The organism is Caulobacter sp. GW821-FHT09B08, assembly GCF_059418225.1.
The window spans coordinates 130595-156415 of the sequence record NZ_JBWKPL010000003.1 but is presented as its reverse complement, the minus strand read 5'-3'; the positions used below and the strand labels follow the sequence as shown (position 1 = coordinate 156415).

28 protein-coding genes are annotated in these 25821 nt (G+C 68.4%); 14 read left to right on the top strand and 14 right to left on the bottom strand.

Annotation, left to right across the window (positions count from 1 at the left end; translation table 11 throughout):
- Nucleotides 1–2 precede the first annotated feature (2 nt).
- On the bottom strand, nucleotides 3–785 hold the full coding sequence (locus tag AC07OA_RS11405; RefSeq protein WP_494663921.1) for an ABC transporter ATP-binding protein: 783 nt from the start codon (nucleotides 783–785) through the stop codon (nucleotides 3–5).
- On the bottom strand, nucleotides 782–1924 hold the full coding sequence (locus AC07OA_RS11400) for an ABC transporter permease (RefSeq protein WP_494663920.1): 1143 nt from the start codon (nucleotides 1922–1924) through the stop codon (nucleotides 782–784). Before AC07OA_RS11400 ends, AC07OA_RS11405 begins: the two co-directional genes overlap by 4 nt.
- Before the next feature lie 312 nt (nucleotides 1925–2236).
- Between AC07OA_RS11400 and AC07OA_RS11395 the strand changes: the two genes are divergently transcribed.
- The 3 genes from AC07OA_RS11395 to AC07OA_RS11385 all read left to right on the top strand — a co-directional run bounded on the left by AC07OA_RS11395 (nucleotide 2237) and on the right by AC07OA_RS11385 (nucleotide 5109).
- Nucleotides 2237–2998, top strand: a complete 762-nt coding sequence (locus AC07OA_RS11395) for an EF-hand domain-containing protein (protein WP_494663919.1) — start codon at nucleotides 2237–2239, stop codon at nucleotides 2996–2998.
- Between the two features lie 149 nt (nucleotides 2999–3147).
- The gene (locus tag AC07OA_RS11390) at nucleotides 3148–4428 is read left to right on the top strand and encodes a NupC/NupG family nucleoside CNT transporter (RefSeq protein WP_494664303.1); all 1281 of its coding nucleotides are present in this window, start codon (nucleotides 3148–3150) and stop codon (nucleotides 4426–4428) included.
- Between the two features lie 63 nt (nucleotides 4429–4491).
- Complete coding sequence (locus AC07OA_RS11385; RefSeq protein WP_494663918.1) at nucleotides 4492–5109, top strand: glutathione S-transferase family protein; 618 nt, start codon at nucleotides 4492–4494, stop codon at nucleotides 5107–5109.
- A gap of 1 nt (nucleotide 5110) precedes the next feature.
- Here AC07OA_RS11385 and AC07OA_RS11380 read toward each other — a convergent pair whose 3' ends face one another.
- Complete coding sequence (locus AC07OA_RS11380; protein ID WP_494663917.1) at nucleotides 5111–5560, bottom strand: PaaI family thioesterase; 450 nt, start codon at nucleotides 5558–5560, stop codon at nucleotides 5111–5113.
- Between the two features lie 102 nt (nucleotides 5561–5662).
- On the opposite strand from AC07OA_RS11380, the gene AC07OA_RS11375 reads away from it, so the two are divergent.
- Together AC07OA_RS11375 and AC07OA_RS11370 are read left to right on the top strand one after the other, a co-directional pair.
- The gene (locus AC07OA_RS11375; protein WP_494663916.1) at nucleotides 5663–5962 is read left to right on the top strand and encodes a DUF3253 domain-containing protein; all 300 of its coding nucleotides are present in this window, start codon (nucleotides 5663–5665) and stop codon (nucleotides 5960–5962) included.
- 81 nt (nucleotides 5963–6043) lie between these two features.
- Entirely contained in the window at nucleotides 6044–6676 is a 633-nt protein-coding gene (locus tag AC07OA_RS11370) for a glutathione S-transferase family protein (RefSeq protein WP_494663915.1), read from the top strand.
- 11 nt (nucleotides 6677–6687) lie between these two features.
- Here AC07OA_RS11370 and AC07OA_RS11365 read toward each other — a convergent pair whose 3' ends face one another.
- Nucleotides 6688–7062 carry a response regulator gene (locus AC07OA_RS11365; protein WP_494663914.1) on the bottom strand — a complete coding sequence of 125 codons (375 nt, stop codon included), beginning with the start codon at nucleotides 7060–7062 and terminating at the stop codon, nucleotides 6688–6690.
- Nucleotides 7063–7312: 250 nt separating this feature from the next.
- Here AC07OA_RS11365 and AC07OA_RS11360 point away from each other — a divergent pair, with 250 nt between their 5' ends.
- The 3 genes from AC07OA_RS11360 (at nucleotide 7313) to AC07OA_RS11350 (ending at nucleotide 10077) form a co-directional block, all read left to right on the top strand.
- Complete coding sequence (locus tag AC07OA_RS11360; protein WP_494664302.1) at nucleotides 7313–7900, top strand: uracil-DNA glycosylase family protein; 588 nt, start codon at nucleotides 7313–7315, stop codon at nucleotides 7898–7900.
- Nucleotides 7897–8928, top strand: a complete 1032-nt coding sequence (locus AC07OA_RS11355; RefSeq protein ID WP_494663913.1) for an alpha/beta hydrolase — start codon at nucleotides 7897–7899, stop codon at nucleotides 8926–8928. The genes AC07OA_RS11360 and AC07OA_RS11355 overlap by 4 nt, the downstream gene beginning before the upstream one ends.
- An 87-nt stretch (nucleotides 8929–9015) precedes the next feature.
- Nucleotides 9016–10077, top strand: a complete 1062-nt coding sequence (locus tag AC07OA_RS11350) for a Leu/Phe/Val dehydrogenase (RefSeq protein WP_494663912.1) — start codon at nucleotides 9016–9018, stop codon at nucleotides 10075–10077.
- Between the two features lie 110 nt (nucleotides 10078–10187).
- On the opposite strand, the gene AC07OA_RS11345 is transcribed toward AC07OA_RS11350, so the two are convergent.
- A complete protein-coding gene (locus AC07OA_RS11345) occupies nucleotides 10188–11639 on the bottom strand; it encodes a DHA2 family efflux MFS transporter permease subunit (protein ID WP_494663911.1) in 1452 nt (483 codons plus the stop codon).
- A 96-nt stretch (nucleotides 11640–11735) separates the two neighbouring features.
- On the opposite strand from AC07OA_RS11345, the gene AC07OA_RS11340 reads away from it, so the two are divergent.
- On the top strand, nucleotides 11736–12038 hold the full coding sequence (locus AC07OA_RS11340) for a UvrB/UvrC motif-containing protein (RefSeq protein ID WP_494663910.1): 303 nt from the start codon (nucleotides 11736–11738) through the stop codon (nucleotides 12036–12038).
- Nucleotide 12039: 1 nt separating this feature from the next.
- Here the strand turns inward: AC07OA_RS11340 and AC07OA_RS11335 are convergent, their stop codons facing one another.
- Both AC07OA_RS11335 and AC07OA_RS11330 read right to left on the bottom strand, forming a co-directional pair.
- A complete protein-coding gene (locus AC07OA_RS11335; protein WP_494663909.1) occupies nucleotides 12040–12186 on the bottom strand; it encodes a hypothetical protein in 147 nt (48 codons plus the stop codon).
- A 29-nt stretch (nucleotides 12187–12215) separates the two neighbouring features.
- The gene (locus AC07OA_RS11330; RefSeq protein WP_494663908.1) at nucleotides 12216–13094 is read right to left on the bottom strand and encodes a transglutaminase family protein; all 879 of its coding nucleotides are present in this window, start codon (nucleotides 13092–13094) and stop codon (nucleotides 12216–12218) included.
- A gap of 91 nt (nucleotides 13095–13185) precedes the next feature.
- Here AC07OA_RS11330 and AC07OA_RS11325 point away from each other — a divergent pair, with 91 nt between their 5' ends.
- From AC07OA_RS11325 to AC07OA_RS11315, 3 genes are all read left to right on the top strand, one after another.
- On the top strand, nucleotides 13186–14406 hold the full coding sequence (locus AC07OA_RS11325; RefSeq protein ID WP_494663907.1) for a putative DNA modification/repair radical SAM protein: 1221 nt from the start codon (nucleotides 13186–13188) through the stop codon (nucleotides 14404–14406).
- Nucleotides 14406–15944: a UdgX family uracil-DNA binding protein gene (locus AC07OA_RS11320; RefSeq protein ID WP_494663906.1), complete on the top strand. Its 1539-nt coding sequence runs from the start codon at nucleotides 14406–14408 to the stop codon at nucleotides 15942–15944. The genes AC07OA_RS11325 and AC07OA_RS11320 overlap by 1 nt, the downstream gene beginning before the upstream one ends.
- A gap of 82 nt (nucleotides 15945–16026) precedes the next feature.
- Complete coding sequence (locus AC07OA_RS11315; RefSeq protein WP_494663905.1) at nucleotides 16027–16947, top strand: 2-hydroxyacid dehydrogenase; 921 nt, start codon at nucleotides 16027–16029, stop codon at nucleotides 16945–16947.
- On the opposite strand, the gene AC07OA_RS11310 is transcribed toward AC07OA_RS11315, so the two are convergent.
- The 4 genes from AC07OA_RS11310 to AC07OA_RS11295 all read right to left on the bottom strand — a co-directional run bounded on the left by AC07OA_RS11310 (nucleotide 16944) and on the right by AC07OA_RS11295 (nucleotide 22033).
- Nucleotides 16944–18299 carry a PepSY-associated TM helix domain-containing protein gene (locus AC07OA_RS11310; RefSeq protein ID WP_494663904.1) on the bottom strand — a complete coding sequence of 452 codons (1356 nt, stop codon included), beginning with the start codon at nucleotides 18297–18299 and terminating at the stop codon, nucleotides 16944–16946. The two genes, AC07OA_RS11315 and AC07OA_RS11310, sit on opposite strands and share 4 nt — an antisense overlap.
- A gap of 8 nt (nucleotides 18300–18307) precedes the next feature.
- Nucleotides 18308–20479, bottom strand: coding sequence for a TonB-dependent siderophore receptor (locus AC07OA_RS11305; RefSeq protein WP_494663903.1), 2172 nt, complete (start codon nucleotides 20477–20479; stop codon nucleotides 18308–18310).
- A 292-nt stretch (nucleotides 20480–20771) separates the two neighbouring features.
- The gene (locus AC07OA_RS11300) at nucleotides 20772–21410 is read right to left on the bottom strand and encodes a TetR/AcrR family transcriptional regulator (RefSeq protein WP_494664301.1); all 639 of its coding nucleotides are present in this window, start codon (nucleotides 21408–21410) and stop codon (nucleotides 20772–20774) included.
- 185 nt (nucleotides 21411–21595) lie between these two features.
- Complete coding sequence (locus AC07OA_RS11295; protein WP_494663902.1) at nucleotides 21596–22033, bottom strand: DUF1810 domain-containing protein; 438 nt, start codon at nucleotides 22031–22033, stop codon at nucleotides 21596–21598.
- Nucleotides 22034–22181: 148 nt separating this feature from the next.
- On the opposite strand from AC07OA_RS11295, the gene AC07OA_RS11290 reads away from it, so the two are divergent.
- On the top strand, nucleotides 22182–22430 hold the full coding sequence (locus tag AC07OA_RS11290; RefSeq protein WP_494663901.1) for a DUF6289 family protein: 249 nt from the start codon (nucleotides 22182–22184) through the stop codon (nucleotides 22428–22430).
- Nucleotides 22431–22465: 35 nt separating this feature from the next.
- Here the strand turns inward: AC07OA_RS11290 and AC07OA_RS11285 are convergent, their stop codons facing one another.
- The 3 genes from AC07OA_RS11285 to AC07OA_RS11275 form a co-directional block, all read right to left on the bottom strand.
- Complete coding sequence (locus AC07OA_RS11285) at nucleotides 22466–23644, bottom strand: vWA domain-containing protein (RefSeq protein WP_494663900.1); 1179 nt, start codon at nucleotides 23642–23644, stop codon at nucleotides 22466–22468.
- A gap of 143 nt (nucleotides 23645–23787) precedes the next feature.
- Nucleotides 23788–24300, bottom strand: a complete 513-nt coding sequence (locus AC07OA_RS11280) for a GNAT family N-acetyltransferase (RefSeq protein ID WP_494663899.1) — start codon at nucleotides 24298–24300, stop codon at nucleotides 23788–23790.
- 41 nt (nucleotides 24301–24341) lie between these two features.
- Complete coding sequence (locus tag AC07OA_RS11275; protein ID WP_494663898.1) at nucleotides 24342–25346, bottom strand: zinc-binding alcohol dehydrogenase family protein; 1005 nt, start codon at nucleotides 25344–25346, stop codon at nucleotides 24342–24344.
- Nucleotides 25347–25462: 116 nt separating this feature from the next.
- Between AC07OA_RS11275 and AC07OA_RS11270 the strand changes: the two genes are divergently transcribed.
- On the top strand, nucleotides 25463–25819 hold the full coding sequence (locus tag AC07OA_RS11270) for a winged helix-turn-helix transcriptional regulator (protein ID WP_494663897.1): 357 nt from the start codon (nucleotides 25463–25465) through the stop codon (nucleotides 25817–25819).
- The last annotated feature ends 2 nt before the right edge of the window (nucleotides 25820–25821 follow it).

Below are 25821 nucleotides of genomic sequence, written 5' to 3'. Positions count from 1 at the left end.
ACTCAGGCTCCGATCAGGGGGCGGTCGCTCGACGCGGCGGTCGAGGCGGGCGTGACGCGACGGTCGTCGAGGATGCGACCGTCTTCGATGTGGATGACGCGGTCGGCGAAGGTTTCCAGGCGCGGGTCGTGGGTGACGCAGATCACCGCGGCCCCGTGCTCCTTGGCGGCGCGATGCAGCAGCTTGGTCACCACCTGGCCGTTCTCGCCGTCCAGGGCCGAGGTCGGCTCGTCGGCGAACAAGAGCTTGGGCTGCTTGGCCAGGGCGCGGGCGATGGCCACGCGCTGCTTTTCGCCGCCCGACAGCTCGGCCGGCTTCTGGTTCATGCGCTTGCCCAGGCCCACCTCTTCGAGGGCGGTGATCGCCATGGCCTTGGCCTTGTCGGGGCTGTGGCCCTGGTACTTCAGGACCGTGGTCACCTGCTGCAGGGCGCTGAGCGCGGGGAACAGGTTGAAGCCCTGGAAGATGAAGCCGCAGTTGTCGAGGCGGAAGCGATCGAGCTTGCCGGAGGTGAGGCCGCGCGGACGGCCGTCGGGGCCGCCCCACAGGTCGGTGCTCAGCGCCTCGACCTTGCCGGCATCGGGCCGCAGCAGCCCCGAAAGGCAGGCCACCAGGGTCGACTTGCCCGAGCCCGAGGGGCCCATGACCATGGTCACGTCGCCGTGCAGGGCGTCGAAGTCCACGTCCTTGAGCACCTCGATATAGGTGCGGCCGGTCTTGAAGCGCTTCTGCAGGCCCTTGGCGACGATGGCCGTCTTGCCGGCGGCGGGGGAGGGGGCGCTCATCGCAGCAGGTCCGCCGGCTGGCTTTTCTTCAGGATGCCCAGGGCCATCAGGCCCGAGGCGACGGAGATCAGGATCAGGAAGATCGCCACGAAGATCACGACCGGGATCGGGAAGCTCATCGGCACGCCGTTCGCGCCGGCCAGGGCCGCGGCGCCGGCCACCAGCACGGCCGTGGCCGCCAGACCCGCGACGCCGGTCCAGAAGCCCAGCTCGATGACGATCATCCGCAGCGAGCCCATCGACACGCCCAAGGCGCGCAGGGCGGCGAATTCCTTGATGTTGGCCAGGATCGCGCCGCGCAGGGTCTGGGAGGTGATGCCCACCCCGATGAACAGGCCCAGAACCAGCGACGAGACCAGCATGATGCCGATGAAGCTCTCCTTCATCATGGCGCCGTCGTTGGCGTCCGACAGCTCCTGGCGGGTCCAGGCGCGGTACTTCTTGTCGGAGACGGCGTTGAGCTGGTCGCGGACTTGCTCGGCCATCTCCGGATGGCGGATGCGGATCATCAGCGGGCCCACGCGGCTGCCGTTCGAGGCCTGGCCCAGCAGGCGCAGGGTGTCGCGCGAGATGACGATCGTCGGCTGCATCATGTTGGGGTAGCCGTCGAGGATGTAGCGGACATGCACCGTCTGGCCGTTGATGGCGGCGGTGTCGCCCAGCTTCTTGATCCCCAGCTTGGCCATGCCGGTCCGGTCGATGGCGACGGCGTAGGGCTCGAGCAGGGCGATGCGGATGTTTTCGTTGTAGTCCTTGGGCCAGGTCACCGAGTCCGAGCGCGGGTCGACCGACGAGGTCTGGATCCACTCGCGCACCTGCTTCTTGCCGGGGGCGGGGACGTTGGTCCAAAGGCCGTTGCCGCCGTCCAGGTCGGCGACCTCGACGATCTCGGGGTGCATGTACATCTGGGCCATGACGCGGCGGGGCAGGCCGCTGCCGCCGTTCATCAGGCTCTCGGCCTTGGGGCCCAGCACCATGATGTCGGCCGGCGAGCGGTCGATGGTGGCCGTGAAGCTCTTGCCGATGCCGGTGAACATCCCGACCTGCGCCAGGACCAGCAGTCCCGCGAACGCCAGGGCGATCACCGCCGCCATATATCTACGCCACTCGTATAGCAGTGTGGCCAAGGCCAGCGACATGCGCGGTACGCTCCCCAATCAAGGGTTGCAGCAATGCCCGGCGAACCCCGGGCGGCCAAGTTAAATCGGGGTAAGGCGCGTTCTGCGCGCCTCGCGGGCGCCGTGCTGCGTATTTACGCGGCGCGAAACCCCGCCGGCGACCCGAACCTGGGCGCACGTTCCCCGCCCTTGAGCATCGATGGGCCGATCCATTGTATCAGAGTCGTAACAACTTGAAATAAGGCATGTTTTTAGCACCGAACTTGGTGCGTCGGACTCCCGGCGCGGGCGTTCGGCGCAGGGGCCGGCGTTCTCCTCCTCCAGGAGAGACAGATGACCATCTCCAGTGTGGGGTCCTCTTCGCTGATGCAGCAACTGTTGCAGGCGAGGGCGGCGACCTCCACCCAGTCCACCAGCGCCGACTCGAGCGCGGCCAGCGCCTTCGCCGGCGTCGGGCAAAACATGCCGATGGGCGGCAAGAACGGCGGGCCGCCGCCGATGTCGGGCTGGTCCTCGTCGGGCCAAGGTTTCGGGGCCGATACATTGAGCTCGCTGCTCGGCGCCCAGGAAACCAGCCAGACCGACCGCGCCGCCTCGATGTTCGCCGACGCCGACGCGGACAGCGACGGCTCCGTCACCAGCGACGAGCTGGCCACGGCCATGGCCGCCCACGCGCCCTCGGACCTGCCGTCCGACGCGCCCAGCGCCACCGACATGGCTTCGAACATGCTGAGCAACGGCGACACGGACGGCGACGGCGCGCTGTCGCTGGACGAGTTCTCGGCCATGAAGCCGCAAGGTGGCCCGGGCGGCCCCGGCGGTCCCCCGCCCGGACCTCCGCCCAGCGGCGGCTCGGAGGAGAGCGGCTCGTCGACCTCTGGCTCGACCGACTCGGCCGACCTGAACGGCGACGGGGTGGTGTCGGCGGCGGAACTGGCCCAAAGCCTCAGTTCGTCGATCGACCAGCTGGGTTCGGACGTCTCCAGCGACGCGGCCGACCTGATGCAGAAGCTGCTGGCCTCGCTGACCAGCAACCTGACCGGCTCGACCACGTCGGACTCGACCTCCACCACCTCGGTCGACGTCGCGGCCTAGGCGGTTCCGTGCGAGGGCTGGGCAGATGGCCCGGCCCTCGTGGTTTCGTGCGCATTGCGCTTGCGCCCCGCCCCCCATTCATAGTCATTTGGGCCCTTGGATGGCGTCGCGGGGGCGTCGCCTCATCAGTTTAAGGTCCTTCCGTCTTGATCTTCCTTCCCGAGAACGTCCAGGCCCTGGCGGGCGTGGCGCTGATCCTCGGCCTTTGCTGGCTCGTCTCCGAGAACCGCAAGCGCTTCCCGCTGGTGCTGGCCGTCTGCGCCATCGCCATCCAGCTGGCCCTGGTGTTCATCCTGTTCAAGCTGCCCGCCACCCGCGACGCGCTGCAGGGCGTGAACGGGGCGGTCGAGGGCTTGGCCTCGTCGACTCAAGCCGGCACCAACTTCGTGTTCGGCTATCTGTCGGGCACCACCCCGCCCTATACCGAGACCAATCCGGGGGCCGGCTTCCTGTTCGCCTTCCGCGTCATGCCGGTGATCCTGGTGGTCTGCGCTCTGTCGGCCCTGCTGTGGCACTGGGGCATCCTGAAGTGGCTGGCCAAGGGCCTGGGCTTTCTGTTCCAGAAGACCCTGGGCCTGCGCGGCCCGCCGGCCTTGGCCACCGCCGCCACCATCTTCATGGGCCAGATCGAGGGGCCGATCTTCATCCGCGCCTATCTGGAGCGTCTGACCCGGTCGGAGCTGTTCATGCTGATCGCGGTCGGCATGGCCTGCGTCAGCGGCTCGACCATGGTGGCCTACGCCACGATCCTGCACGACGTGCTGCCCAACGCCGCCGCCCACGTGCTGGCCGCCTCGCTGATCTCGGCCCCGGCCGGCGTCCTGCTGGCCCGGATCATGGTGCCCGGCGACCCCAGCGAGAAGTCCGACGACCTGGACCTGGCGGAGGAAGACAAGACCTACGGCAGCTCGATCGACGCGGTCATGAAGGGCACGACGGACGGTCTGCAGATCGCCCTGAACGTGGGCGCCACCCTGATCGTCTTCATCGCCCTGGCCACCATGGTCGACAAGATCCTGTTCGCCCTGCCGATGGTGGGCGGCGAGCACCTGAGCATCGCCCGCGTGTTGGGCCTGGTGTTCTCGCCCCTGGCCTGGGCCATGGGCATCCCCTGGAAGGAAGCGGGCACGGCCGGCGGCCTGCTGGGCGTCAAGCTGATCCTCACCGAGTTCACCGCCTTCATCCAGCTGGCCAAGGAAGGCCCCGAGCTGCTGGACCCGCGCACCCGGATGATCATGACCTACGCCCTGTGCGGCTTCGCCAACATCGGCTCGGTGGGCATGAACGTCGCCGGCTTCTCGGTGCTGGTGCCCGCGCGCCGGCAGGAAGTGCTGGGCCTGGTCTGGAAGGCGATGATGGCCGGTTTCCTGGCCACCTGCCTGACGGGCTCGCTGATCGGCCTGATGCCGCGCGGGTGGTTCGGGCTCTAAAGAGCCTTCCCTTCCTTCGCGGAACCAAAGCATCCTCCCGGTCAAAAGCCGGGAGGATTTCTTTTGAAGCTCTACGACAGTCGCCGCGCTCCCAATCCCCGCCGCGTGCGGTGGTTCATGGCCGAGAAGGGGATCGAGGACATCGAGATCGTCGATGTCGACATCTTCGGCGGACAGCATCGCACCCCCGACTACCTGGCCAAGGCGGGCCTGCCCAACGTGCCGGCCCTGGAGATGGACAACGGCCAGACGATCACCGAGTCGGTCGCCATCTGCCGTTACCTGGAGACCGTCTATCCGACCCCCAACCTGTTCGGCGAGGACGCCTGCGAGGCGGCCGTGATCGAGATGTGGGCGCGGCGCACCGAGATGATGGTGGCCACCCCGCTGATGATGACGGTGCGCCACAGCCATCCGGCCCTGGCCGCCATCGAGACCCAGGTCCCCGAGGTCGCCGCCGCCAACCGCGCCATGGCCGAGAAGGGCCTGAAGGTGCTGGATCGCCGCTTGGCCGAGAGCGCGTTCATCGCCTGCGAGCGGGTGATCATGGCCGACATCCTGGCCGCCACGGCCATCGACTTCGCCCGCATGGTGCGCTTCCGGCCGGACGCCGAGCTGGTCAACGTCAAGCGCTGGCTAGAGGGGATGATGGCTCGGCCGGCGGCGAAGGCGGGGGTCTAGCCTACCGCGGCCGGATCTTCTTGATCACGCCCGAGAAGTTCAGCATCGGCGACCCGCCGGTGGACACCAGCCCGCGCACAAACAGCAGCGAGCCGCCGGCCTTGGTGACCTCGCCGGAGGACTCCACCAGGTCGCCGGCCCTGGCCGGGCCCAGGAACTCGCCGTTCAGGCTGACGGTCACGGCCCGCACGTCCTTCAGGTGCGCCCACGAGATCGCGAAGAGCGAATAGTCGGCGAAAGTCATCATGCAGCCGCCATGCATGAAGCCGCCGCCGTTCATGTGGCGAGCCTCGGCGCGGAAGGCGCTGCGGACGACGCCGTTGTCCTCGCGGAAATAGAACGGCCCGGTCTGGTCCTCGAAGGCGTCCATGCCCGACCAGGTGCGCCAGCCGGCCCACTCGCCCTCGGTCACCAGCTTGGGGCCTTCCCAGATCTCGTTGCCGCCGTCCATGATCGCGCCCCTTGAGTTGTCTTTGAGGACCTAAGGCCCCGCCGGGATCGAGGCAAGCGGCCGCGCTCGCGCTGCTGACGGATTCGTGTCATTCCGTCCGCCATGACCACCACGCCCATCCAAGACACCATCCTCTCGCAGCTGGCCGCCGTGGCGCCGGGCAAGTCCATCGACCCGATGTCGGTGGCCAAGGCGATCCAGCCCGAGCGCTGGCAGCGCCTGCTGGGCCACGTCCGCAACGACGCCATCGACCTGGCCCGCCAGGGGACCATCGTGATCCTGCGCCATAACAAACCGGCCGATCCGGAGACCTTCCGCGGCGTCTACCGCCTGCGCCTGCGCCAGGACGGCGACCCGACCAGCTTCGAGCCGGCGACGGACGAGGCGGGCGACGAGGACTGATCGCGGCGGCGCGCCGCCCAAGTCTTGAATCGAAACCCGACCCGTGGACCTATGAGCGAAACTCATAAGGGAGGGTCCGTCATGATCGTCTACGGCTCGTCGCTGTCGCCTTACGTCCGCAAGACCCTGGCCTTCGGGGCCGAGAAGGGGCTGGCCCTGGAGAACAAGGTCACGCCGCCGGGCGCGCCCGACCCGGAGTTCCTGGCCTGCAGCCCGTTCAGGAAGATCCCGGGTTTCAGGGACGGCGACTTCCAGATCTCGGACTCCACGGCGATCATCACCTATCTGGAAGCCCTGCATCCCGAGCCGAACCTGATCCCGACCGACCCGCGCAACCGCGCGCGGGCCATCTGGTTCGAGGAGTATGCCGACACCATCATGGTCGGGGCGGCCGGGCCGCTGTTCTTCAACCGCATCGTCGGTCCGCGCTTCATGGGCGTGGCCGGCGACGAGGCGGTGGCGACCAAGGCCGAGACCGAGACCATCCCGCCGGTCCTCGACTATCTGGAATGCACGATCCCGGAGAGCGGCTTCCTGCTGGAGGATCGCCTGACCCTGGCCGACATCGCCGTGGCCAGCCCGTTCGCCAACCTGCGCCACCTGGGTTTCGACCTGACCCGCTGGCCCAAGACCAAGGCCTATGCCGAGGCCATGCTGGCGCGGCCGTCGTTCTCCTCCTGGCTGGAACGTGAGACGCGGTTCCTGGGCGGGTAGGGCGGAGCGGCTCAGGCCGTGGCGGTCCGCAGGGCGCGGTCGAGGGCTTCCAGGATCAGTCGCGGCGGAAAGGGCTTGGCGACGAATTGCGAGCCCTGCACGCCTTCGTCCGGAAAGCGCGCCCCGGCCGCCGCCGAGATGAAGACCACCGGCAGGTCGGGATAGGTCGCGCGGGCGCGGCGAGCGACTTGGAAACCGTCCTCGCCGGGGCCCAGGTTGATGTCGGTCACCAGGGCGGCGATGGGTTCGGGATCGCCGATGATCCTGGCGGCCTCGCGGGCGCTCGAGGCTTCGGCGACCTCGTAGCCGACTTCCCGCAGAACGGTGCAGTTCAGCAAGCTTAAGGTTGGATTGTCCTCCACGAATAGAATTCTCAATCGCGCCATAAGAAGCATCCTCAATGATGCTGCGGATAATACTTGAGGTGGAATTTGTTTCCGAATGCGCTGAGTTAGACTCATTCTGTCGGGTATGCGACATAAGTCTTTGCTTTAATGCAGAGGTTTATGTTTGGGCGCGGGGTGGCGAAGGGCTCGCGTTTCTGATCTCGCGTCGGGCGGGAAAATGTAGAACGATCTCAGGACGATGGCCCGGGCCGAGCTTGCGTTCGGTTCGGGATCGTCTCATGGCTCGGCCATGCCGCTGGACGCCATCCTCGCCGACATCCGCGCCTGCCGGGCCTGCGCGCCCTATCTGCCGCATGCGCCCCGGCCGGTGGTGAGGGTGGAGGAGGGCACGCGCCTGCTGATCTGCGGCCAGGCGCCGGGGCGGATCGTCCACGAGACCGGCCTGCCGTTCAACGACGCCTCGGGCAACCGCCTGCGCGACTGGATGGGGATCGACCGCGAGACCTTCTATGGTCGGCCGGAGATCGGGGTGGCGGCCATGGCCTTCTGCTTTCCGGGCACCAATCCGAAGGGCGGCGACTATCCCCCGCCGGCCCGCTGCGCCGTGCTTTGGCGGCCCCAATTGCTGGCGGCCTTGCCCAAAGTGGAACTGACCCTGTTGGTCGGGAGCCATGCCCAAGCCTGGGCGTTGGAGTCGCGCATGAAGGGCAACATGACCGACACCGTCGCCGCCTGGCGCGACTATATCGACGAGGGCGTCCTGCCCCTGCCGCACCCCTCGTGGCGCAACACCGGCTGGCTCAAGGCCAATCCGTGGTTCGAGGCCGAGGTCGCGCCCTATCTTCGCCGCCGGGTGGCGGGCATTCTGGCGTCATGAACCGTCGGTCCCTTCTTCTCAGCGCCGCCTGCGTGGCGGGTCTCGCGGCCTGCGCTCCCGTCACCCAGCGTCCGGGCCTGGGCCAGCTGGGCTTTCGCGGGCCGCGCCTGGAGAAGGACGGGCTGGTCAGTTTCGACGGGCAGAAGCTGGGCCTGATGACCTGGCTGCCGCCCGAGGGCCAGCCGGTCACCCACGTGATCGTCGCCCTGCATGGCATGAACGACTATTCCAACGCCTTCCACCTGGCCGGGCCATTCTGGGCGAGCCAAGGGATCGCCACCTACGCCATCGACGTGCGGGGTTTCGGCCGCTCGCCCGATCGCGGGGTGTGGGCGCCGGTCGACTTGGTGGCCGAGGACATCCGCACCGCCGTCGCCCTGGTCCGCGAGGCCCATCCCGAGGCCAAGGTCGCCCTGGCCGGCGAGAGCATGGGCGGGGCCCTGGCCATCGCCGCCATGGCCGGCGAGCGCCCGCCCGCCGCCGACCGCGTCCTGCTGTTCGCTCCCGCCGTCTGGGGCTGGTCCAACCAGCCGCTGCCCTACAAGACCAGCCTGTGGATCACCGCCCACACCACGCGCAGCTGGGTGGTCAAGCCGCCGGAATGGCTGGTGAAAAACGTCCAGCCTACCGACAACATCGAGGAGCTGCGCCGCATGGGCCGCGATCCCCTGATGATCTGGGGCGCGCGGTCCGACACCCTCTACGGCCTGGTCGGGCTGATGGAGAAGGCCTGGGCGTCGCTGGGCAAGGTGCAGGTCCCGATCGCCTATTTCTATGGGGCCAACGACCACATCATCCCCAAGGAGCCGACCATGGAGGCGGCCCGGCGGCTCAAGCCCGACGACCGCTCGGCCTATTACGCCAACGGCTGGCACCTGCTGCTGGTCGACAAGCAGGCCGAAGTGGTGTGGCGCGACGCGGCCGCGTTCCTCAAGGATCCCCTGGCCGACCTGCCGTCCGGCGCTCCGCCGATCCCGGGCGCCCCCACCGCGCCGAACGTGGTGAAGACCGAGGTTTCGGGGCGATAGACGGTGCGGCGAGGCGAGGGGTTGTAGCCGCAGGCCCACAAGCGTACACCCGCGCGCAAACTTTCTGGCTACGGCAGGACTGACGGCATGACCTTGTTCGATTCCCCGGATTTCGAGGGACATGAAGGCGTTCACGCGTTCTTCGACGAAAAAACCGGCCTCAAGTCGATCATCGCCGTCCACTCCACCGCGCGCGGCCCCGCCGCCGGCGGTTGCCGGATGTGGGATTACAGCAGCAGCGACGCCGCCGTGACCGACGCCCTGCGCCTGTCCAAGGGCATGTCGTACAAGAACGCCATGGCCGATCTGGACTTCGGCGGCGGCAAGGCCGTGATCATCGGCGACGCCCGCAGCCAGAAGACGCCGGCGCTGTTCGAGGCCTTCGGTCGCGCCGTCGACAGCCTGGGCGGTCGGTACTGGACCGCCGAGGACGTCGGCGTCTCGCCCGCCGACCTGGTCAACACCCGCAAGACCACCCGCTATGTCGCCGGCCTGGAAGGCCACGCGGCCGCCTCGGGCGATCCCTCGCCGGTCACCGCCGAGGGCGTGTTCCGCGGCGTGCGCCTGTGCGTCCAGCGGGCTCTGAACCGCGACCTGAACGGCGTCACCGTCGCCATCCAGGGCGTGGGCCACGTCGGCGCTTATCTTGCTGAAAAGCTGCATGCCGCCGGGGCGAAGCTGATCATCGCCGACGTCAACCAGGCGGCGCTCGACGAGGTCGCCGCCAAGACCGGCGCCAAGATCGTCTCGACCGACGCCATCTTCGACGTCGAGGCCGACGTCTTCGCCCCCTGCGCCCTGGGCGGCGCCATCTCGGCCACGACCCTGCCGCGCCTGAAGGTCAAGGTGATCGCCGGCGGCGCCAACAACCAGCTGGCCGACAAGACCGTGGGCCAGGCGGTCTATGATCGCGGCATTCTCTATGCCCCCGACTACGTGATCAACGGCGGCGGCATCATCAATGTGGCCGGCGAGATCCGCGCCCTGGAGGCCGGTACGGCCTTCGACCCGGCCTGGGTGGCGACCAAGCTCGACCGCCTGGCCCAGACCCTGGGCGAGGTGCTGGACCACTCCCTGGTCGACAAGCGCCCCGCCAACCTGGTCGCCGACGAGATCGCCCGCGCCCGCATCGCGGCGGCGCGGAGCTAGAACCCTCTCCCATAGGGAGAGGGCAGGGTGAGGGGTTACGGCGCCCGCCGGCGCGCCGGCACGGCGTCTGCGAGAAATCGGTGAGGGTGTAACCCCTCACCCTCCCACCGCTATGCGGCGGGCCCCTCCCTCTCCCTCTGGGAGAGGGTTTCCGATGCTCGCACCCGCCCCGAAATCTCCGCCCCCGCGTCCCGGTCCAGCCGCAGGTACACCGGCAACGCCAGCAAGGTCACCGCGCCGATGGCGACGAAGGGCCAGGTGAAACGGTCGGGCGTCAGGTGGGCATCGTGGCCGCGCGCCAGGTGCAGCATCAGCCCGCCCAGGCTGACCCCCAGGGCCAGGCCCACCTGCTGGGCCACGGCCGACAGGGTCGAGGCGGCGGCCACCCTGGGCTGGGGCACGTCGGCATAGGCGATGGTGTTGGCGGCGATGAACTGGTTGGAGCGCGCGAAGCCGCCCAGGAACAGCGCACCGGCCATCAGGGCCATGGGCGTGGCCAGGGTGAAGAAGCCGGGCGCGGCGGTCAGGATCGCCGTCATCGTCACGAAGAACGCCAGCTGGGTGCGGAAGCCGAAGCGCTTGAGGCTGGCGGCGGCGAACGGGCGGGCGATCAGCACGCCGAGGCCGGTGCCCAGGGTGACCACGCTGGCCTTCAGCGGGCTCCAGCCCAGGGCCACCTGCAGCAGCAGCGGCAGCAGGAACGGGCTGGCCCCGATGCCCAGCCGCACGAAGGTCCCGCCCAGCAGGCTGGCGCGGAAGGTGGGGTACTTCAGCAGGTCCAGGTCCAGGATCGGCCGGGGCGTCACCTTGGCCTTGACCAGATAAAGCCAGCCGCAGGCCAGGGCCACGGCCAGGACGCCCGCCTGACCCCACCACGGCAGCAACGACAGCCCCGCCGTCTCGGCCACCACCACCAGGCCGCTGATCGCCACCGCCGACAGCACGAAGCCCAGGGTGTCGAACCGGCCCATCTCGGCAGGCTGGCTCTTGGGCACGAAGCGCATGACCGCCACCATGCCCAGCACCCCGATGGGGACGTTCAGGTAGAAGATCCACGGCCAGTCGGCGACGCTGAGCACCAGGCCGGCCAGGGGCGGGCCGATCAGCGGGCCGATCAGGGCGGGCATGGTGAACCAGCCCATGGCCCGGATCAGCTTGTCCTTGGGCGTGGAGCCCACCACGATCAGCCGGGCCACCGGGGTCATCATGGCCCCGCCTATGCCCTGGACGATGCGCGAGGCCACCAGGGCTTCGAGGTTGCGGGAGACGCCGCACAGGGCCGAGCCGGCCAGGAACACGATCATGGCGGTCATGAACACTCGCCGCGCGCCGAACCTTTCCGCCGCCCACCCGCTGGCCGGCGTGAACACCGCCAGGGCCAGGATGTAGGAGGTCAGGGCCAGCTTCAGGTGGATCGGGTCGACGCTGAACGCACGCGCAAGCGTGGGCAGGGCGGTCGACAGGGCCGTGGAGTCGATGAACTCCATCAGGAGCGCGCTGGCCACCGCCAGGGCGATCAGGCGGGTTCCGACGGCGGAGGACTCTGGCTGGACTGAGGACACGGGGAGGGGCTTACGCCTCGCCGCTGCTGTTCTCAAGCGTGGGCGATCTCAAGCTTGGCGCGTTATGGTGAGGAGATCAGCCGAGGGGGAGCCCGCATGCCGTCCCAGACCCACCTGTCGGAACTGGAGGAGGAGATGGCCCAGGCCGTGGCCTCCGAGGACTTCGAGACCGCCGCCGCCCTGCGCGACCAGATCGACCTGATCCGCCGCGACCTGCGGGTGATGGAACAGCCCGGCGCCGACGCGCCCCAGGCCTCGTACCTGCGCCGCCAGGAGCCTGGGAAGATGGGGCTGGGCACCAACCAGTCATCCTACGTGCCGCCCAAGGGCTGGGTCCCGCCGAAGAAGCCCGATCCGATGACGACGGGCCATTCGAAGGGCGGGCGGCGGGTGAAGTGAGCTAGTGCGCCGGCCGGGGCTCGAAGGAGCGCTTTTCCTGGACCTTCAGGCACTCGGCGTCCGGCTTCTGGCCGTGTTGCGGCTTGGGCTCGGGGTGGGGGATATGGCCGGTGTTCAGCGGGGTCTGGTGCTGGAAGTTCTTGATCATGGAGCGTCCTCCCGAGAGTTGTTCTTATATCACGCCGCGACGCCCAGCGCGTCGAGCAATCGCACCTCGACGCTGACGTCCAGGCGCGCTTCGCCCGGGTCGTCCAGGATCGTGCCCGAGATCGGCTTGGCCTCGTTGGGCGTGCGGGTGTGGGCCACCAGGATCAGGTCGGGCGACTCCGCCAGGCCGTTGGTGGGGTCGAACTCGGTCCAGCCCAGGCCCGGCAGGAACACCTCGCACCAGGCGTGGGTGGCGCCGGCGCCGCGCAGGCCCGAGGTGGGGCCGCTGTACAGATAGCCGGTGGCGAACACCGCCGCGTAGCCCAGCCGCCGCAGGGCCTCGACCATCAGCCAGGCGAAGTCGCGGCAGGTGCCTTCTCCTGACGCGATGGTCTCGGCAGGGGTCTGGGTGCCGGCTTCAGGTCGGGCCTTGTAGGTGAAGCTGTCGTGGATGGTGGCGTTCATCCGCAGCAGGAACTCGATGGCCGGCTCGTCGGGCCGCTCCATCTGCTGGCGCAGCCAGCGCAGCAGCACCCGGTCGTCGTCGTCGGTGGCCGGGGTGATGAACGGGTTCAGCACCGCCCGGTCCTCGCGCGAGTAGACGATGGGCGAGATGGTGTGCGGGTCGTCGATGTGCAGGGCGGTCAGGGGGGCCGGGAAGCGGTCGATGACCAGGCGGCTGACGATGACCAGCTCGTCTGCCTCGCCCTCGGGGGTGAACCAGCACACGCAGTTGCCGACGGCGTCGTAGGTCCAGCGGGTCTGGCCGGGCAGGGAGGTCTGCAGCGAGGCCTCGACGATGCGGATGGCGTGGCTGTCGCGCGGCCGGATCAGCAGCCGATGCGCCCCGAAGCCGACCGGCCGGGCGTACTGGTATCGTGTTTCGTGCAGGATCCCGAGACGCGCCATCGGCGTCCATAACCCCGCTGGGCCTGCTTCGTTCCGTCACAGGCGGGTGATCGCCATCGACAGAACAAAATGAGAACAATAGGATGAGCGCATGGCCGTCCTCGATCTCAAACGCAAGCTCGCCATCCTCTCCGACGCGGCCAAGTACGACGCCTCCTGCGCCTCCTCGGGGGCGGAGAGGCGCAATTCCGTCGGCGGCAAGGGCGTGGGCTCGACGGAGGGCATGGGCATCTGCCACGCCTATGCGCCGGACGGGCGGTGCATCAGCCTGCTCAAGATCCTGCTGACCAACTTCTGCATCTACGACTGCGCCTATTGCATCAACCGCGTGTCGTCGAACGTCACGCGGGCGCGGTTCAGCGTGAAGGAGGTCGTCGACCTCACCCTCAACTTCTACAAGCGCAACTATATCGAGGGGCTGTTCCTGTCGTCGGGGGTGATCCGCACCGGGGACTACACGATGGAGGAGATGGTCCGGGTGGCGAAGTCGCTGCGGCTGGACCACGACTTCCGCGGCTACATCCACCTGAAACTGATCCCCGAGGCCTCGCCGGAGCTGGCGGCGGAGGCGGGGCTCTATGCCGACCGGGTGTCGATCAATGTGGAGCTGCCGGGCGACGAGAGCCTGGCGGTGCTGGCGCCCGAGAAGGACGCGGTGGGCATCAAGCGGGCCATGGGCCGCATGCGCCTGCGGATCGAGGACCACGCGGAACCGGCGCGGAAGGCGGGGCGTCGCAAGTTCGCCACCGGCCAGTCGACCCAGCTGATCGTCGGCGCGGACGCGGCCAAGGACGGCGATATCCTGGCCCGCAGCGCGGCGCTGTACGGTTCCTACCAGCTCAAGCGCGTCTATTATTCCGCCTTCAGCCCGATCCCCGACGGCAGCGCCCGCCTGCCGGTGATCCGGCCGCCGCTGGTGCGTGAGCATCGCCTGTACCAGGCCGACTGGCTGATGCGGTTCTACGGTTTCGGCCAGGGCGAGATCGTCGCCCCGGGCGAGGACCTGGACCTGTCGGTGGATCCCAAGACCGCCTGGGCGCTGCGCAATCGCGGCGACTTCCCGGTGGACGTCAACACCGCCGACCGCGAGACCCTGCTGCGCACGCCGGGCCTGGGCGCGCGGGGCGTCGACCGCATCCTGCTGGCCCGGACCCAGACGCGGCTGACCCTGGACGACGTCAAGCGCGTCTGCGGCTCGGTCAAGCGCGCCAAGCCGTTCATCGTCACCGCCGACTGGACGCCCGGCGCGGCCACGGACGGGGAGGGGCTGCGGGCCACCCTGGTCCAGCCTCAGCAACTGAGCCTGTTCTGATGCGGGTGGCGCGGCTGGAGTCCGAGATCGACTTCGACGGCTGGCGGGATGCGGCGCGGGCGCTGCGGGCCGAGGGGGTGAAGCCGGAGGCGGTGGTGTGGACGGTGGAGCGAGATCTGTTTGAAGCGCCACAAACAACGGCTGTCATCCCGGACGAAGCGCAGCGCAGATCCGGGACCGACCCAGAGCTCGGCGCTTCCGGCGGTCCCGGATCTGCGCGCTTCGCGCTTGTCCGGGATGACAACGGAAATTGCGAAGCCTCCGGCAAGCCTGCCTTCACCGTTCCGCCCGCCTTCATCGACCTGGCCAAGACCGTCATCCTGCACCGCTCGCCCGAACGGCTGGCGTTGCTGTACCGCATCCTCCACCGCCTGGAGGCCCAGCCGCGCCTGCTGGACAACCCCGCCGACGCCGATGTCTGCAAGGCGCGCGACATGGCCAAGAACGTCGGGCGGGCGATCCACAAGATGCACGCCTTCGTGCGCTTCCGGCTGGTGGAGGACGTGACGCCCGAGACGTTCGTGGCCTGGTTCGAGCCGGCCCACCGGGTCACCGAGGCGGCCGCGCCGTTCTTCGCTCGGCGTTTCGCCAACATGAACTGGTCGATCCTGACGCCCGACGCCTGCGTCCACTGGGATGGGAGCACCCTGACGACCTCGCCCGGCGCCGATCCGGCCGACGCGCCCTCGCAGGACGCCCAGGAGGAGATGTGGCGCACCTACTACGCCTCGATCTTCAACCCGGCCCGGCTGAACCCGGCGATGATGAAGCAGGAGATGCCCAAGCGCTATTGGCGGAACCTGCCCGAGGCGGCGCTCATTCCGGACCTGATCGCCAATGCGCAGGATCGGACCCGGACCATGGTCGCCGCCCAGCCCACCAAGCCCTCCGAAAGGGTGCTGAAAGCCGCGCTGAAGCACGCCCGCGACGGCTCGTACGGCGAGGGCAACCTGGTCAATCTGGAGGAGGTGGCGGCCGGCGTGCAGGTCTGCCGCCGCTGCGACCTGTGGCGCGACGCCACCCAGGGGGTGCCGGGCCTGGGGCCGGAGAAGGCGGCGCTGATGATCGTCGGCGAGCAGCCGGGCGACCAGGAGGACCTGCAGGGCCTGCCCTTCGTCGGTCCGGCCGGCCAGCTCCTGGACCGCGCCATGGCCGAGGCCGGCGTCGCGCGCGAGCGCGTGTTCGTCACCAACGCGGTCAAGCACTTCAAGCACGAGCCGCGCGGCAAGCGGCGCCTCCACAAGACGCCCGACCGAGGCGAGGTCCAGGCCTGCCGCTGGTGGCTGGACGCCGAGCGGCGGCTGGTGAAGCCCAAGGTGATCCTGGCCCTGGGCGCGACGGCGAGCCTGGCGGTGTTCGGCAAGGCCGTGCCGATCGGCAAGACGCGCGGCCAGCCGGCGCCGCTGGACGGCGGCGGCCAGGGCCTGGTCAGCTGGCACCCGTCGTTCATGCTGCGCATTCCGGACGAGGACGCCAAGGACCGGGCGTATGCGGAGCTGGTGGAGGACCTGCGGCTGGCGTGGGAGATGGCGGGGTAGGGGACGAGAGCCACGCCCCGCCTTGTTCTGGACGGAAACACGGCCGAAACGGACCTCCGCCCCGTCGCCACGAGACCCGCCGATGAAGCCCGACCTGCTGCTCACCCAACCGATGTCGGCGACGCTCGAGGCGGCTTTGGACGCGGCCTACGCCGTTCACCGGCTGCACGGCCAGGCCGACGCCGAAGCCCTGCTGGCCCAGATCGGCGCCAAGGTTCGGGCCGTCGTCACCGGCGGCCAGACCGGCTTGCCGGCGGCGCTGTGGGACAAGCTTCCCGCGCTGGAGATCATCGCCGTGCACGGCGTGGGCCTGGACGCCATCGACCTGAACCGCGCCGAGGCAGCCGGCGTGAGCGTGACCACCACGCCCGACGTCCTGACCGAGGACGTCGCCGACCTGGCCATCGGTCTGTGGCTGTCGCTATCGCGGCGGATGATGGTGGCAGACCGCTATGTGCGGGCCGGCGCGTGGCCGGAGAAGAAACCGATCGCCCTGTCGACGCGGGTCAGCGGCCGCCGGGTCGGGATCCTGGGTCTGGGCCAGATCGGCCAGGCCATCGCCGCCCGCGCCGCGCCGTTCGCGGCCTCGATCACCTATCACAGTCGCAAGCCCGTTGACGGCGCGTCCTACGCCTATGCCGACAGCCCGCTGGCCTTGGCCGAGGCCTGCGAGGTGCTGTTCGTGGCCGTGGCCGGCGGGGCCTCGACGCGGGGCCTGGTCGACGCCGCCGTGCTGGAGGCCCTTGGGCCGGAGGGGCTGCTGATCAACGTGGCGCGCGGCTCGGTGGTGGACGAGGCGGCCCTGATCTCGGCGCTGGAGCGGGGCGTGATCATCGGCGCGGGCCTGGACGTCTTCGCCGACGAGCCGCGTGTGCCGCCCGCCTTGCTGGCGCGTGAAGACGTGGTGTTGCAGCCGCATCTGGGCAGCGCGACGGTGCAGGGGCGGGCGCAAATGGCGGACCTGGTGCTGGAGAACCTGGCCCGCCATTTCGCGGGGCGCTAAGCCGCTCTCACCCGCCGGCTCACTCGCGCCTTGCGCTTCTTCAGCCAGATCACCACGCCGGTCACGCTGAGCGCGGCCACGACCACGCCCATGAACGAGATCAGGATGCGGCCCGGCAGGCCCAGGATGCGGCCCGAGTGCAGCGGGAACTGGGCCTGGACGAAGATGTCGGCGGCGGTGCCGACCCAGGGCTGGGAGACGCCGGCCAGGGCGCCGGTCTTGCCGTCGAAATAGAGATAGGGCGGACCCACGCCGGCCGCGCCGTGGTCGCCGCCCGGCTCGTGGAAGGCCACGCCGTAGAGGCCGTATTCGGGCGAGTAGAACGCGCCGCCGGCCGGCGCCGTCCAGCCGCGCTTGGCCGCTTCCGCGCGGGCGCTGTCCAGCACCTGGGCGTAGGTCTTGGTGGCGACGATGGGCGAATGATGGTCGGCTGGGGTGCGCACGTCGAACGGACCGGGCGTCACCTTCGAAACCTTGGACATCACCGGATAGAACACCTCGGTGTAGAGGTTCAGCGAGAAGGCCGTGAAGGCCACGGTGAACAGCACGCCCCACAGCCACAGGCCGAAGGCGCGGTGGATGTCGAAATTGATCCGGTAGGCGCTGGCCGAGGTCTTGATCACCCAGGCCGGCTTCCAGCGCGCCCAGAAGCCCTTGCCGGGCTTGGGCTTTCCGGCGGTCTTCTTCTGGCGCGGCGGCAGGGTCAGGTAGAAGCCGACGAAGCAGTCCAGCGTCCATAGGATCGCCACCCCGCCCAGCAGCCAGATGCCCCAGTGGTCGATGCCCCACATCTCCGGAATGTGCAGGCTGTAGTGCAGCACGTAGAGGAACGAGACGAAGGTCTCGCTGGTGATCGGCCAGACCGCGCCCCACTCGCGCCGACCCTGTTCGACGCCGGTGACCGGGTCGACGAACACCTGGTTGTAGCGCGGCTCGTGCAGCTTGCCCGTGGCCGGGTTCTGCTTGGGCGAGACGCCGAAGGCCAGGGTTCCGCCCGGCTCGGGCGCCAGGGGCACATAGGTGACCTGGACGCGCGGGTCGCTGGCCTCGATCCGGCGAACCAGCTCGAGAACGGGCAGGGCCGCCCCCGGGGCCTTCGCCCCATCCTTGCTCGACTGGTCCTTGGCCGATTGGGCGAACATCAGGTGCGGATTGAGCACGTCGTCCAGTTCGTGGTCCCAGGAGATCACCGCGCCGGTGACCCCCGAGACGAACAGGAAGGCGGCCATGAACAGCCCCACCCACCGGTGGATGAAGGTCAGGGCCGGCCGCAGGCTGGGCGGCGTGAACCGGGCCAGACCCCGCTTGGGCTCTGGAGCGGTCGAGATCGAGTCCTGGGTCCGCGCGTCCATGTCGGCTCCTAGAACGTGTAGGCCAGGCGCACGTAGGCCGCGCGCGGGGCGGCGTAGAACGCCTGGTTCCACAGCAGGCTGGCCAGGTACTTCTTGTCGAACACGTTGTTGACGTTGACCGAGGCGCGGACCTTGTCGGTCACATCGATCCCGGCGTTCAGGTCGACGACGGCGTAGGACTTCTGGACGATCTCCACCGTGGCGTCGCTGGCGGCCACGTAGTCGAACATCGAGATGTCGTCCTGCCAGCGCAGCTGGGCGCCCAGGGTCAGGTTGCGGAAGGTCGGCACGGTGTAGGTGGTGGCCACCTTCAGGGTCTTGCGGGGCAGGTAGGTGCGCGCCGCCGCGCCCGACTCGTCCTTGATCGACAGCTGGGTCCAGCCGCCGCTGACGCGCCACTGGTCGGTGATCGCGCCGCTGATCTCCAGTTCGTAGCCCTTCGACGTGGTGTCGACGCCCACATAGTAGTAGCCGCCGCACTTGCCGGGGCCCTCGTCGGCGTCGTCGACACCGTCGCAGAACTCGCCCGCGAAGCTGGCCAGGCCTTCCTGCTTGGACTTGAACACCGCAGCCGAGGCGTAGAGCTTGCCGCCGAACCACTCGCTCTTCAGGCCGCCTTCGTAGCTGGTGCCCTGGGCCGGATCGAGCTTGACGTTGTCGATGCTGACTTCCGACTGCGGATTGAAAATGTCGGTGTAGCTGCCGTACAGCGAGACGTTCTTGGTCAGGTCGAACACCAGGCCCGCATAGGGGCTGACCTTCGAGGCCTTGCGCGCCTGGTCCGTGCCGTAGGAGTCGCCCGACGACTTCAGGTCGATGGCATTGAAGCCGACCACGCCCTTCAGGCGGTCGGTGAAGTTCAGGTGCGCGGCGCCGTAGTAGCGGTTCAGGCGATCACGGGTGTCGGCGGCCAGATAGGCGCCGGGATAGGCCGGCTCGGCGATCTGCTGATCGCCCCAGTCTCCGATCGCCGGATAGGGCAGGCCGCCGCCGGCGAAGTCTTCCCATTCCTTGCCGTTCTGTTTGGCGGTGCTGGCGCCGAACACCAGGTCGTGCTTGCGGCCGAACAGCTCGACCGGGCCGGTGACCTGGATCTCCCACAGGTCCTGCTTGTAGGTCGACGGATAGCGGCCCGTCTGGCCCTCGACGCCCAGGCCCGTGGTCGGATCGGGGTTGCCCGAGGCGTAGAGGAGTTTGGCGTTCTCCTCGAAGGTCTTGTGGGTGTAGGTGCCCTTGGCGCTCCAGTCGCCGCCGAGGTCGTAGGTCAGCTCGGCGAAGGCGCTCTTGTCGTGGGTGTCCCAGTAGGTCCAGTCCGCCGAGGTGGAGGCCGAACGGGGATAGTCGATCAGCGTGCCGTCGGAATATTCCAGCGGCAGGGCGCCCCAGAGCACGCCGCTGGCCAGGTTGTCCTGGCGCGAATAGCCGGCGGTGGCGTTCAGCCTGGGCGTCACGTCCCACGACAGCATGCCGTAGTAAACGTTGCGGTTGACCTTGTTGTAGTCGAGATAGCTGTCCTTGTCCTGGTTGGCGTAGACCAGCCGGCCGGTGACCGTGCCCGTGGCGTTGAGCGGGCCGGAGACGTCGGCCTCCAGCCGCATGTCGTTCCACGAGCCGTAGGCGGCCGAGGCCTTGGCCTGGAACTCCTGGGTCGGGCGCTTGCGCACATAGTTGACCGTGGCCGACGGGTTGCCGGTGCCGCTCAGCATGCCGTTGGCCCCGCGCACCACCTCGACCCGGTCGAAGATGGCGGTGTCCAGGTCGCCGAACTGGATGCCCCAGATCATCGGCAGGCCCATGCCGTCGACCTGGAAGTTGGTGATGTCGAAGCCGCGCGAGTTATAATAGGTGCGGTCGGTCTCGACCCGCTCGACGTTCACCCCCACCACGTTGGCCAGCAGGCTGTTGACGTCGTTGAGGCCGAAGATCTCGATCTGCTCGCGGCCGATGACGGTCACCGACTGGGGCGTCTCTCGCAGGCTCATGTCCAGGCCGCTGACGGCCGAGGTGCGGGCGCGGGCCCCGGTGACGGTCACGCCCTCGACCTGGTTCTCCGGGGTGGCAGTGGCCACGGCCTCGTCGGCGGTCACGTCGGCGATCTCGGCGGCATGGGCGACCGCGCCCAGGGAGAGGGTCGCCAGGGCGGCGCCGGCCAGCAGCAGGGCGCGCGGAGAGAGGGTCATGAGGCGGTCTCGCTTGCGGATGAGAATAAGTCGCAAGCGCAGTAAGTTAAATCGGCGCGGCCTGTCAAACCGCCAGGGCGGCTTTAGGGTGTGTTTGCAGGATAAAACCGGGAGGTGTTGCGTGGGAGCCGATACGGCCTGTCATCCCGGACAAGGCCCGAAGGGCCGCCGATCCGGGACCGACCTGGAGCGCTGAGTTCACGCGTCGGTCCCGGACCTTCGCGCTGCGCGCCAATCCGCCGTCAGGCGGATCGCTCACGCGACCCGAAGGCCGGGATGACAGCGAAAAGTGCTACGCCGAGAAACCCGCCTCGGCGAAGTTCAGCATCCGCGTCAGCAGGGCCTCGACGTCGGCTTCGCTGGTCGTGCCTTCCGACAGCACGTTCAGCCGGTCGAACTCGGCGAAGCGGTTGTTGTGCAGCATGCCCAGGGTGAAGTGCAGCCGCCAGTAGATTTCCTCCGACGGCAGGTCCGGCCGCGCCTTCAGCAGGGCGTCGGAGAAACGGCGCAGGTGGGTGACGTCGGTCTGCAGCACCTTGCGGATCTCGTCGGTGCCCTCGCTGCGGGCCCGGATCAGGAACTGCAGCGAGATGCGGCGCTCGTGGTCGGGGGCCAGCCACTTCAGAGGCGGGGTCAAGAGGGCGGCCAGGATCTCGCGCACGGGCGGGGCGCCCGCATGGCGGTCGATGGCCTCGTGCAGTTTCTTGGCCCGCTCGCGGTTCAGCTCCACCGTGCGGCGGCGGAAGATTTCGTAGAGCAGGGCGTCCTTGGAGCCGAAGTGATAGTTCACCGAGGCCAGGTTGACGCCGGCCGCGGCGGTGATGTCGCGCACCGACACGTTCTGGAAGCCGTGCAGCGCGAACAGGCGCTCGGCGGCGACGAACACCAGGTTCTTGGTGACGGCCTCGTTGTCGACGCCTTCGACGTCGATCTCGGGCGCGGTGGTGACGGCAACGCCGTCGCTCTTCGGACTCACTTACGGATCCCCTTTACCTTTAGGGAAGTCTTACGGCCGTTCGAATTTGGCGCAAGCGTCAAGATGGAACGCCGACGGAGGAAATCGGCAAGCGCCGCCGGGGCGATGCGGATTGACCGTTTTACATGCGCGCGGCGGGCCTAGGCGGGATCGCCCCGATCAAGGGCCGCCAAGGTGCGCCCGTCGCGCCGGCCGCCGTAATATTTGTCCAAGGCCGTAGCGAAGACCCGAGGCTCGGTGGCCGCCTGTTCGAACAGGGTCAGGCACGACTGGAACTTCTGGTCGTCGGGCGAGCCGAAGATCTCATGCGCCGACCGGTTCTCGACCGCGTTGACCGCCTCGACCCCGGCGATCAGCCGCGGACCCAGCACCGGATGGGCCAGATAGGCCCGCGCCTCGTCCAGCGAGCCGATGGCGTAGCGCCGCGACATCTGGCTGAGCCCCAGGCCCGCGATCTGCGGAAAGACGAACCACATCCAGTGACTGGTCTTGCGACCGCGCTTCAGCTCGTCCAGCGCGGCCTCGTACACGCCGTGCTGGGCGTCCAGGAAACGCAGCAGGTGGTGGGGATCATCCATGGTCCGTCCGCTCGACCCTGACGCCGCTGAAGAAAGCGCATGGGCTCCTGGAGTGCAATTTATCAGCGCGGGCCGAAAAGGTTGCTGCCAATGATTGCGCGAGTCTTGAATTCCTGCATTCTTCCTTGGGTTGTGAAAAGAGGACGATATGCAATACGGAAAACTGGCCAAGAGGCTAACGATCGTTGCGGCCGTCGTGGGACTGGTCATCCCGGCCGTCAGTGGGGCGGTGCCGTACCGCAAACGTGAAATCCACTATTTCGACGATGCCGCGCACACCAATGAGGTCGGCGTCTGGATCAGCAATTGCGAGGGTTCGATCGTCACCGGCGGCGTGAGGACCGCGTTCTATGAGGTCTGGGTGGACGAGGTCTGCACAGGCAACGGACCCGACTAACCAAGGGTCTTCGACCTGCGGGGGGGGCTTGAGCTTTACCCCCGCACCAGCTCGCGCATGGCCTTGTCCAGACCCTCGATGGTCAGCGGATACATCCGGTCGTTCATCAGCTGCTTCATCACGCCGATCGACTGGGTGTAGTCCCAGTGCCGCTCTGGCGTGGGGTTCAGCCACACGGCGCTCTGGTAGATGTCGGTGACCCGGCTGACCCAGGCCGCGCCCGGCTCCTCGTTCCAGTGCTCGACGCTGCCGCCCGGATAGGTGATCTCGTAGGGGCTCATGGTCGCGTCGCCGACGAAGATCACCTTGTAGTCGCTGGGGAACTTGTGGAGCACGTCCCAGGTCGGGGTCTTTTCGGCGAGGCGGCGGCGATTGTCCTTCCACACCGCCTCGTACAGGCAGTTGTGGAAGTAGAAGAATTCCAGGTGCTTGAACTCGGTGCGGGCGGCGCTGAACAGCTCCTCGCAGAGCTTGATGTGGCTGTCCATCGAGCCGCCGATGTCGAAGAACAACAGCACCTTGATCGTGTTGCGCCGCTCGGGACGCATCTGGATGTCCAGATAACCCTTCTCGGCGGTGCCCCGGATGGTGCCGTTGAGATCCAGCTCGTCCTGCGCCCCCTGGCGGGCGAACTTGCGCAGGCGGCGCAGCGCCACCTTGATGTTGCGGGTGCCCAGCTCGACCGTGTCGTCGAGGTTCTTGTACTCGCGCTTGTCCCAGACCTTCACGGCCTTGCCGTGGCGGCTCTTGTCCTGGCCGATGCGCACGCCTTCGGGGTTGTAGCCGTTGTTGCCGAAGGGCGAGGTGCCGCCCGAGCCGATCCACTTGTTGCCGCCCTCGTGGCGCTTCTTCTGTTCTTCGAGACGCTCGCGCAGGGTCTCCATCAGCTTCTCGAAGCCGCCCAGGGCCTCGATCTGCGCCTTTTCCTCGTCGGTGAGGAACTTCTCGGTCAGGGCCTTCAGCCACTCTTCCGGAATGTCGGCGGTGATGCCGTCCTCGACGGTCTCCAGCCCCTTGAAGACGTGGCCGAACACCCGGTCGAACTTGTCGAGATTCTTCTCGTCCTTCACCAGGCTGGCGCGCGACAGGAAGTAGAAGTCCTCGATCCGCCGGTCGATGACGTCGTTGTCCAGCGCCTCCATTAGCAGGAGGTATTCGCGCAAGCTGACCGGAATCTTGGCGGCGCGGAGCTCGGAGAAGAAGCGGAGGAACATGGGTCTGCTTTCGAACGGTTGTTCGAAGGATGGCGGGTTATGGGGCTAGGCGCAACGGCGCCGAAGGTGGGGACACACACTCGCCCCACGATTTCGGCAGGGCGATCTCGGGCCGAGGAGCGAGTGTGTGTCCCCGGTGTCTGTCACCCCCGCCGCAGGATGAACTCCAGGTCTCGGGTCTCGCCGACGGGGAAGAAGTACTCCCCAACCTTCTCGAAGCCCTTGCTCTCGTAAAGCTTCTGCGCCCCCAGGTTCTGCGACCACACCCCGATCCATAGCGGGCGGGGGCCGTCGCGCTCCAGCCAGTCCAGCACGGTCTTCAGCAGCAGCGAGCCGCGCCCGCCGCCCTGGAAGTCCTTGAGCACATAGATGCGGTTCAGCTCGCCGTGCTCGGGCCGCACGTCCGGATGGGGCAGACCCGCCGGACCGGCCGTGGCGTAGCCGATGGCCTCGCCGTCCAGCTCCATCAGCCAGGTGGCCATGGCCGGATCGGCCAGGTCGCGCTTCGTGCGCTCCAGGCCGTAGGCGTAGGCCAGGAAGGTCTCCAGGTCCTCGGTCGGGTACAGATGGGCGAAGGTGTCGCTGAAGGTGCGGGCGCCGAGGCTGGAAACGGTGTCGGCGTCGTCGATCGTGGCGCGGCGGATGGTCGGGGTCATGACGCCTGGATAGCCGCCACGACCCCGGTCCGGCAATCGGTTCAGAAGCCCTCCAGCACGATCTTGCCGCGCGTGCGGCCGCTCTCGATGGCGGCGTGGGCCTTGACCAGGTTGGCGGCGCCGATGGGGCTGAGCACCTCGGTCACCGTGGTCTTCAGGCGACCGGCGTCGACCAGATCGGCCACGGCGTTCAGGAGTTCGTGCTGGGCGATCATGTCAGGCGTCTGGAACAGCGAGCGGGTGAACATCAGCTCCCAATGCAGCGACACGGCCTTCAGCTTCAGGGGCACGACGTCGAGCGACTTGGGATCGTCGATCACCGCGATGCGGCCCTGGGGCGCGACGATCTCGACCAGGGCGGGGAAGTGGTCGGTCGTGTTGGTCAGGCCGGCGATCAGGGCGACGGGGCCGACGCCGGTGGCGGCGACCTGGGCGGCGAGGTCGGCGGAATGGTCCACCACGTGGTGGGCGCCCAGCTCCAGGCACCAGGCGCGGGTCTCGGGCCGGGAGGCGGTGGCGACGACGGTCAGCTTGGTCAACTGGCGGGCCAGCTGGATCAGGATCGAGCCGACCCCGCCCGCGCCGCCCACCACCAGCAGGGTCCCGTCGCTGTCGGCGGTCGCGCCCAGGCGGTCGAACAGCAGCTCCCAGGCGGTGATCGCCGTCAGGGGCAGGGCGGCGGCGTGGGCGAACGACAGGCTGGCGGGCTTCCTGCCGACAATCCGCTCGTCGACCAGTTGGAACTCCGCGTTCGAACCGGGCCGGTCGATGGCGCCGGCGTACCAGACCGGGTCGCCGATCTTGAACAGGGTGACATCGGGCCCCACGGCCTCGACCACGCCGGCGGCGTCCCAGCCGATCACCTCGACCTGGCCCTCGGCCGGTTTGCGGCCGGCGCGGATCTTGGTGTCGACCGGGTTCACCGAGACGGCGCGGACGGCCACCAGCAGGTCGCGGCCGGTGGGCACGGGTTTGGGCAGGTCCAGATCGATTAGCGAGTCCGGGGCGGCGACGGGCGAGGGGGCTTTGAAGCCGACGGCTTTCATGGCGGGATCCTTGTGTGGCGGCCTTGTATCGGTTGGCCTGGACCCCAGATCGGACTAACCTGCGAAACGCGCAAGTACGGTAAAATTCTGTCGGTAGTACCCAAAAGGATACTGTGATGGCCAAGTTCCGCGACTACCAGTGCGCCGAGGGCTGCCCGGTCGAGGCGACGCTCGACCTGATGGACGGCAAGTGGAAAGGGGTGATCCTGTTCCACCTGAAGCGCGACGGCACGCTGCGGTTCAACGAACTGGGCCGGCGCCTGACCGGCATCACCCAGCGCATGCTGACCAAGCAGCTTCGCGAACTGGAGGAGGTCGGCCTGGTCGATCGCCGCGTCTACGCCCAGGTGCCGCCCAAGGTGGAATACAGCCTGTCCGAGGAAGGGCGCAGCCTGGGGCCGGTGATCGACGCCCTGGCCGCCTGGGGCGAGGGGCGCATCGCCCGGCTGGCGGCCCAGCGACAGGCGGCCTGATC

Excerpts from the sequence above, each read along its gene's own strand:
- AC07OA_RS11400 (WP_494663920.1), bottom strand. The coding sequence starts at position 1,924 with ATGTCGCTGGCCTTGGCCACACTGCTATACGAGTGGCGTAGATATATG.
- AC07OA_RS11285 (WP_494663900.1), bottom strand. The coding sequence starts at position 23,644 with ATGTTCCTCCGCTTCTTCTCCGAGCTCCGCGCCGCCAAGATTCCGGTC.
- AC07OA_RS11340 (WP_494663910.1), top strand. The coding sequence starts at position 11,736 with ATGCCGTCCCAGACCCACCTGTCGGAACTGGAGGAGGAGATGGCCCAG.
- AC07OA_RS11330 (WP_494663908.1), bottom strand. The coding sequence starts at position 13,094 with ATGGCGCGTCTCGGGATCCTGCACGAAACACGATACCAGTACGCCCGG.
- AC07OA_RS11360 (WP_494664302.1), top strand. The coding sequence starts at position 7,313 with ATGCCGCTGGACGCCATCCTCGCCGACATCCGCGCCTGCCGGGCCTGC.
- AC07OA_RS11290 (WP_494663901.1), top strand. The coding sequence starts at position 22,182 with ATGCAATACGGAAAACTGGCCAAGAGGCTAACGATCGTTGCGGCCGTC.
- AC07OA_RS11370 (WP_494663915.1), top strand. The coding sequence starts at position 6,044 with ATGATCGTCTACGGCTCGTCGCTGTCGCCTTACGTCCGCAAGACCCTG.
- AC07OA_RS11375 (WP_494663916.1), top strand. The coding sequence starts at position 5,663 with ATGACCACCACGCCCATCCAAGACACCATCCTCTCGCAGCTGGCCGCC.
- AC07OA_RS11310 (WP_494663904.1), bottom strand. The coding sequence starts at position 18,299 with ATGGACGCGCGGACCCAGGACTCGATCTCGACCGCTCCAGAGCCCAAG.
- AC07OA_RS11395 (WP_494663919.1), top strand. The coding sequence starts at position 2,237 with ATGACCATCTCCAGTGTGGGGTCCTCTTCGCTGATGCAGCAACTGTTG.
- AC07OA_RS11320 (WP_494663906.1), top strand. The coding sequence starts at position 14,406 with ATGCGGGTGGCGCGGCTGGAGTCCGAGATCGACTTCGACGGCTGGCGG.
- AC07OA_RS11295 (WP_494663902.1), bottom strand. The coding sequence starts at position 22,033 with ATGGATGATCCCCACCACCTGCTGCGTTTCCTGGACGCCCAGCACGGC.
- AC07OA_RS11355 (WP_494663913.1), top strand. The coding sequence starts at position 7,897 with ATGAACCGTCGGTCCCTTCTTCTCAGCGCCGCCTGCGTGGCGGGTCTC.
- AC07OA_RS11380 (WP_494663917.1), bottom strand. The coding sequence starts at position 5,560 with ATGGACGGCGGCAACGAGATCTGGGAAGGCCCCAAGCTGGTGACCGAG.
- AC07OA_RS11315 (WP_494663905.1), top strand. The coding sequence starts at position 16,027 with ATGAAGCCCGACCTGCTGCTCACCCAACCGATGTCGGCGACGCTCGAG.
- AC07OA_RS11405 (WP_494663921.1), bottom strand. The coding sequence starts at position 785 with ATGAGCGCCCCCTCCCCCGCCGCCGGCAAGACGGCCATCGTCGCCAAG.
- AC07OA_RS11335 (WP_494663909.1), bottom strand. The coding sequence starts at position 12,186 with ATGATCAAGAACTTCCAGCACCAGACCCCGCTGAACACCGGCCATATC.
- AC07OA_RS11365 (WP_494663914.1), bottom strand. The coding sequence starts at position 7,062 with ATGGCGCGATTGAGAATTCTATTCGTGGAGGACAATCCAACCTTAAGC.
- AC07OA_RS11270 (WP_494663897.1), top strand. The coding sequence starts at position 25,463 with ATGGCCAAGTTCCGCGACTACCAGTGCGCCGAGGGCTGCCCGGTCGAG.
- AC07OA_RS11325 (WP_494663907.1), top strand. The coding sequence starts at position 13,186 with ATGGCCGTCCTCGATCTCAAACGCAAGCTCGCCATCCTCTCCGACGCG.
- AC07OA_RS11280 (WP_494663899.1), bottom strand. The coding sequence starts at position 24,300 with ATGACCCCGACCATCCGCCGCGCCACGATCGACGACGCCGACACCGTT.
- AC07OA_RS11350 (WP_494663912.1), top strand. The coding sequence starts at position 9,016 with ATGACCTTGTTCGATTCCCCGGATTTCGAGGGACATGAAGGCGTTCAC.
- AC07OA_RS11305 (WP_494663903.1), bottom strand. The coding sequence starts at position 20,479 with ATGACCCTCTCTCCGCGCGCCCTGCTGCTGGCCGGCGCCGCCCTGGCG.
- AC07OA_RS11275 (WP_494663898.1), bottom strand. The coding sequence starts at position 25,346 with ATGAAAGCCGTCGGCTTCAAAGCCCCCTCGCCCGTCGCCGCCCCGGAC.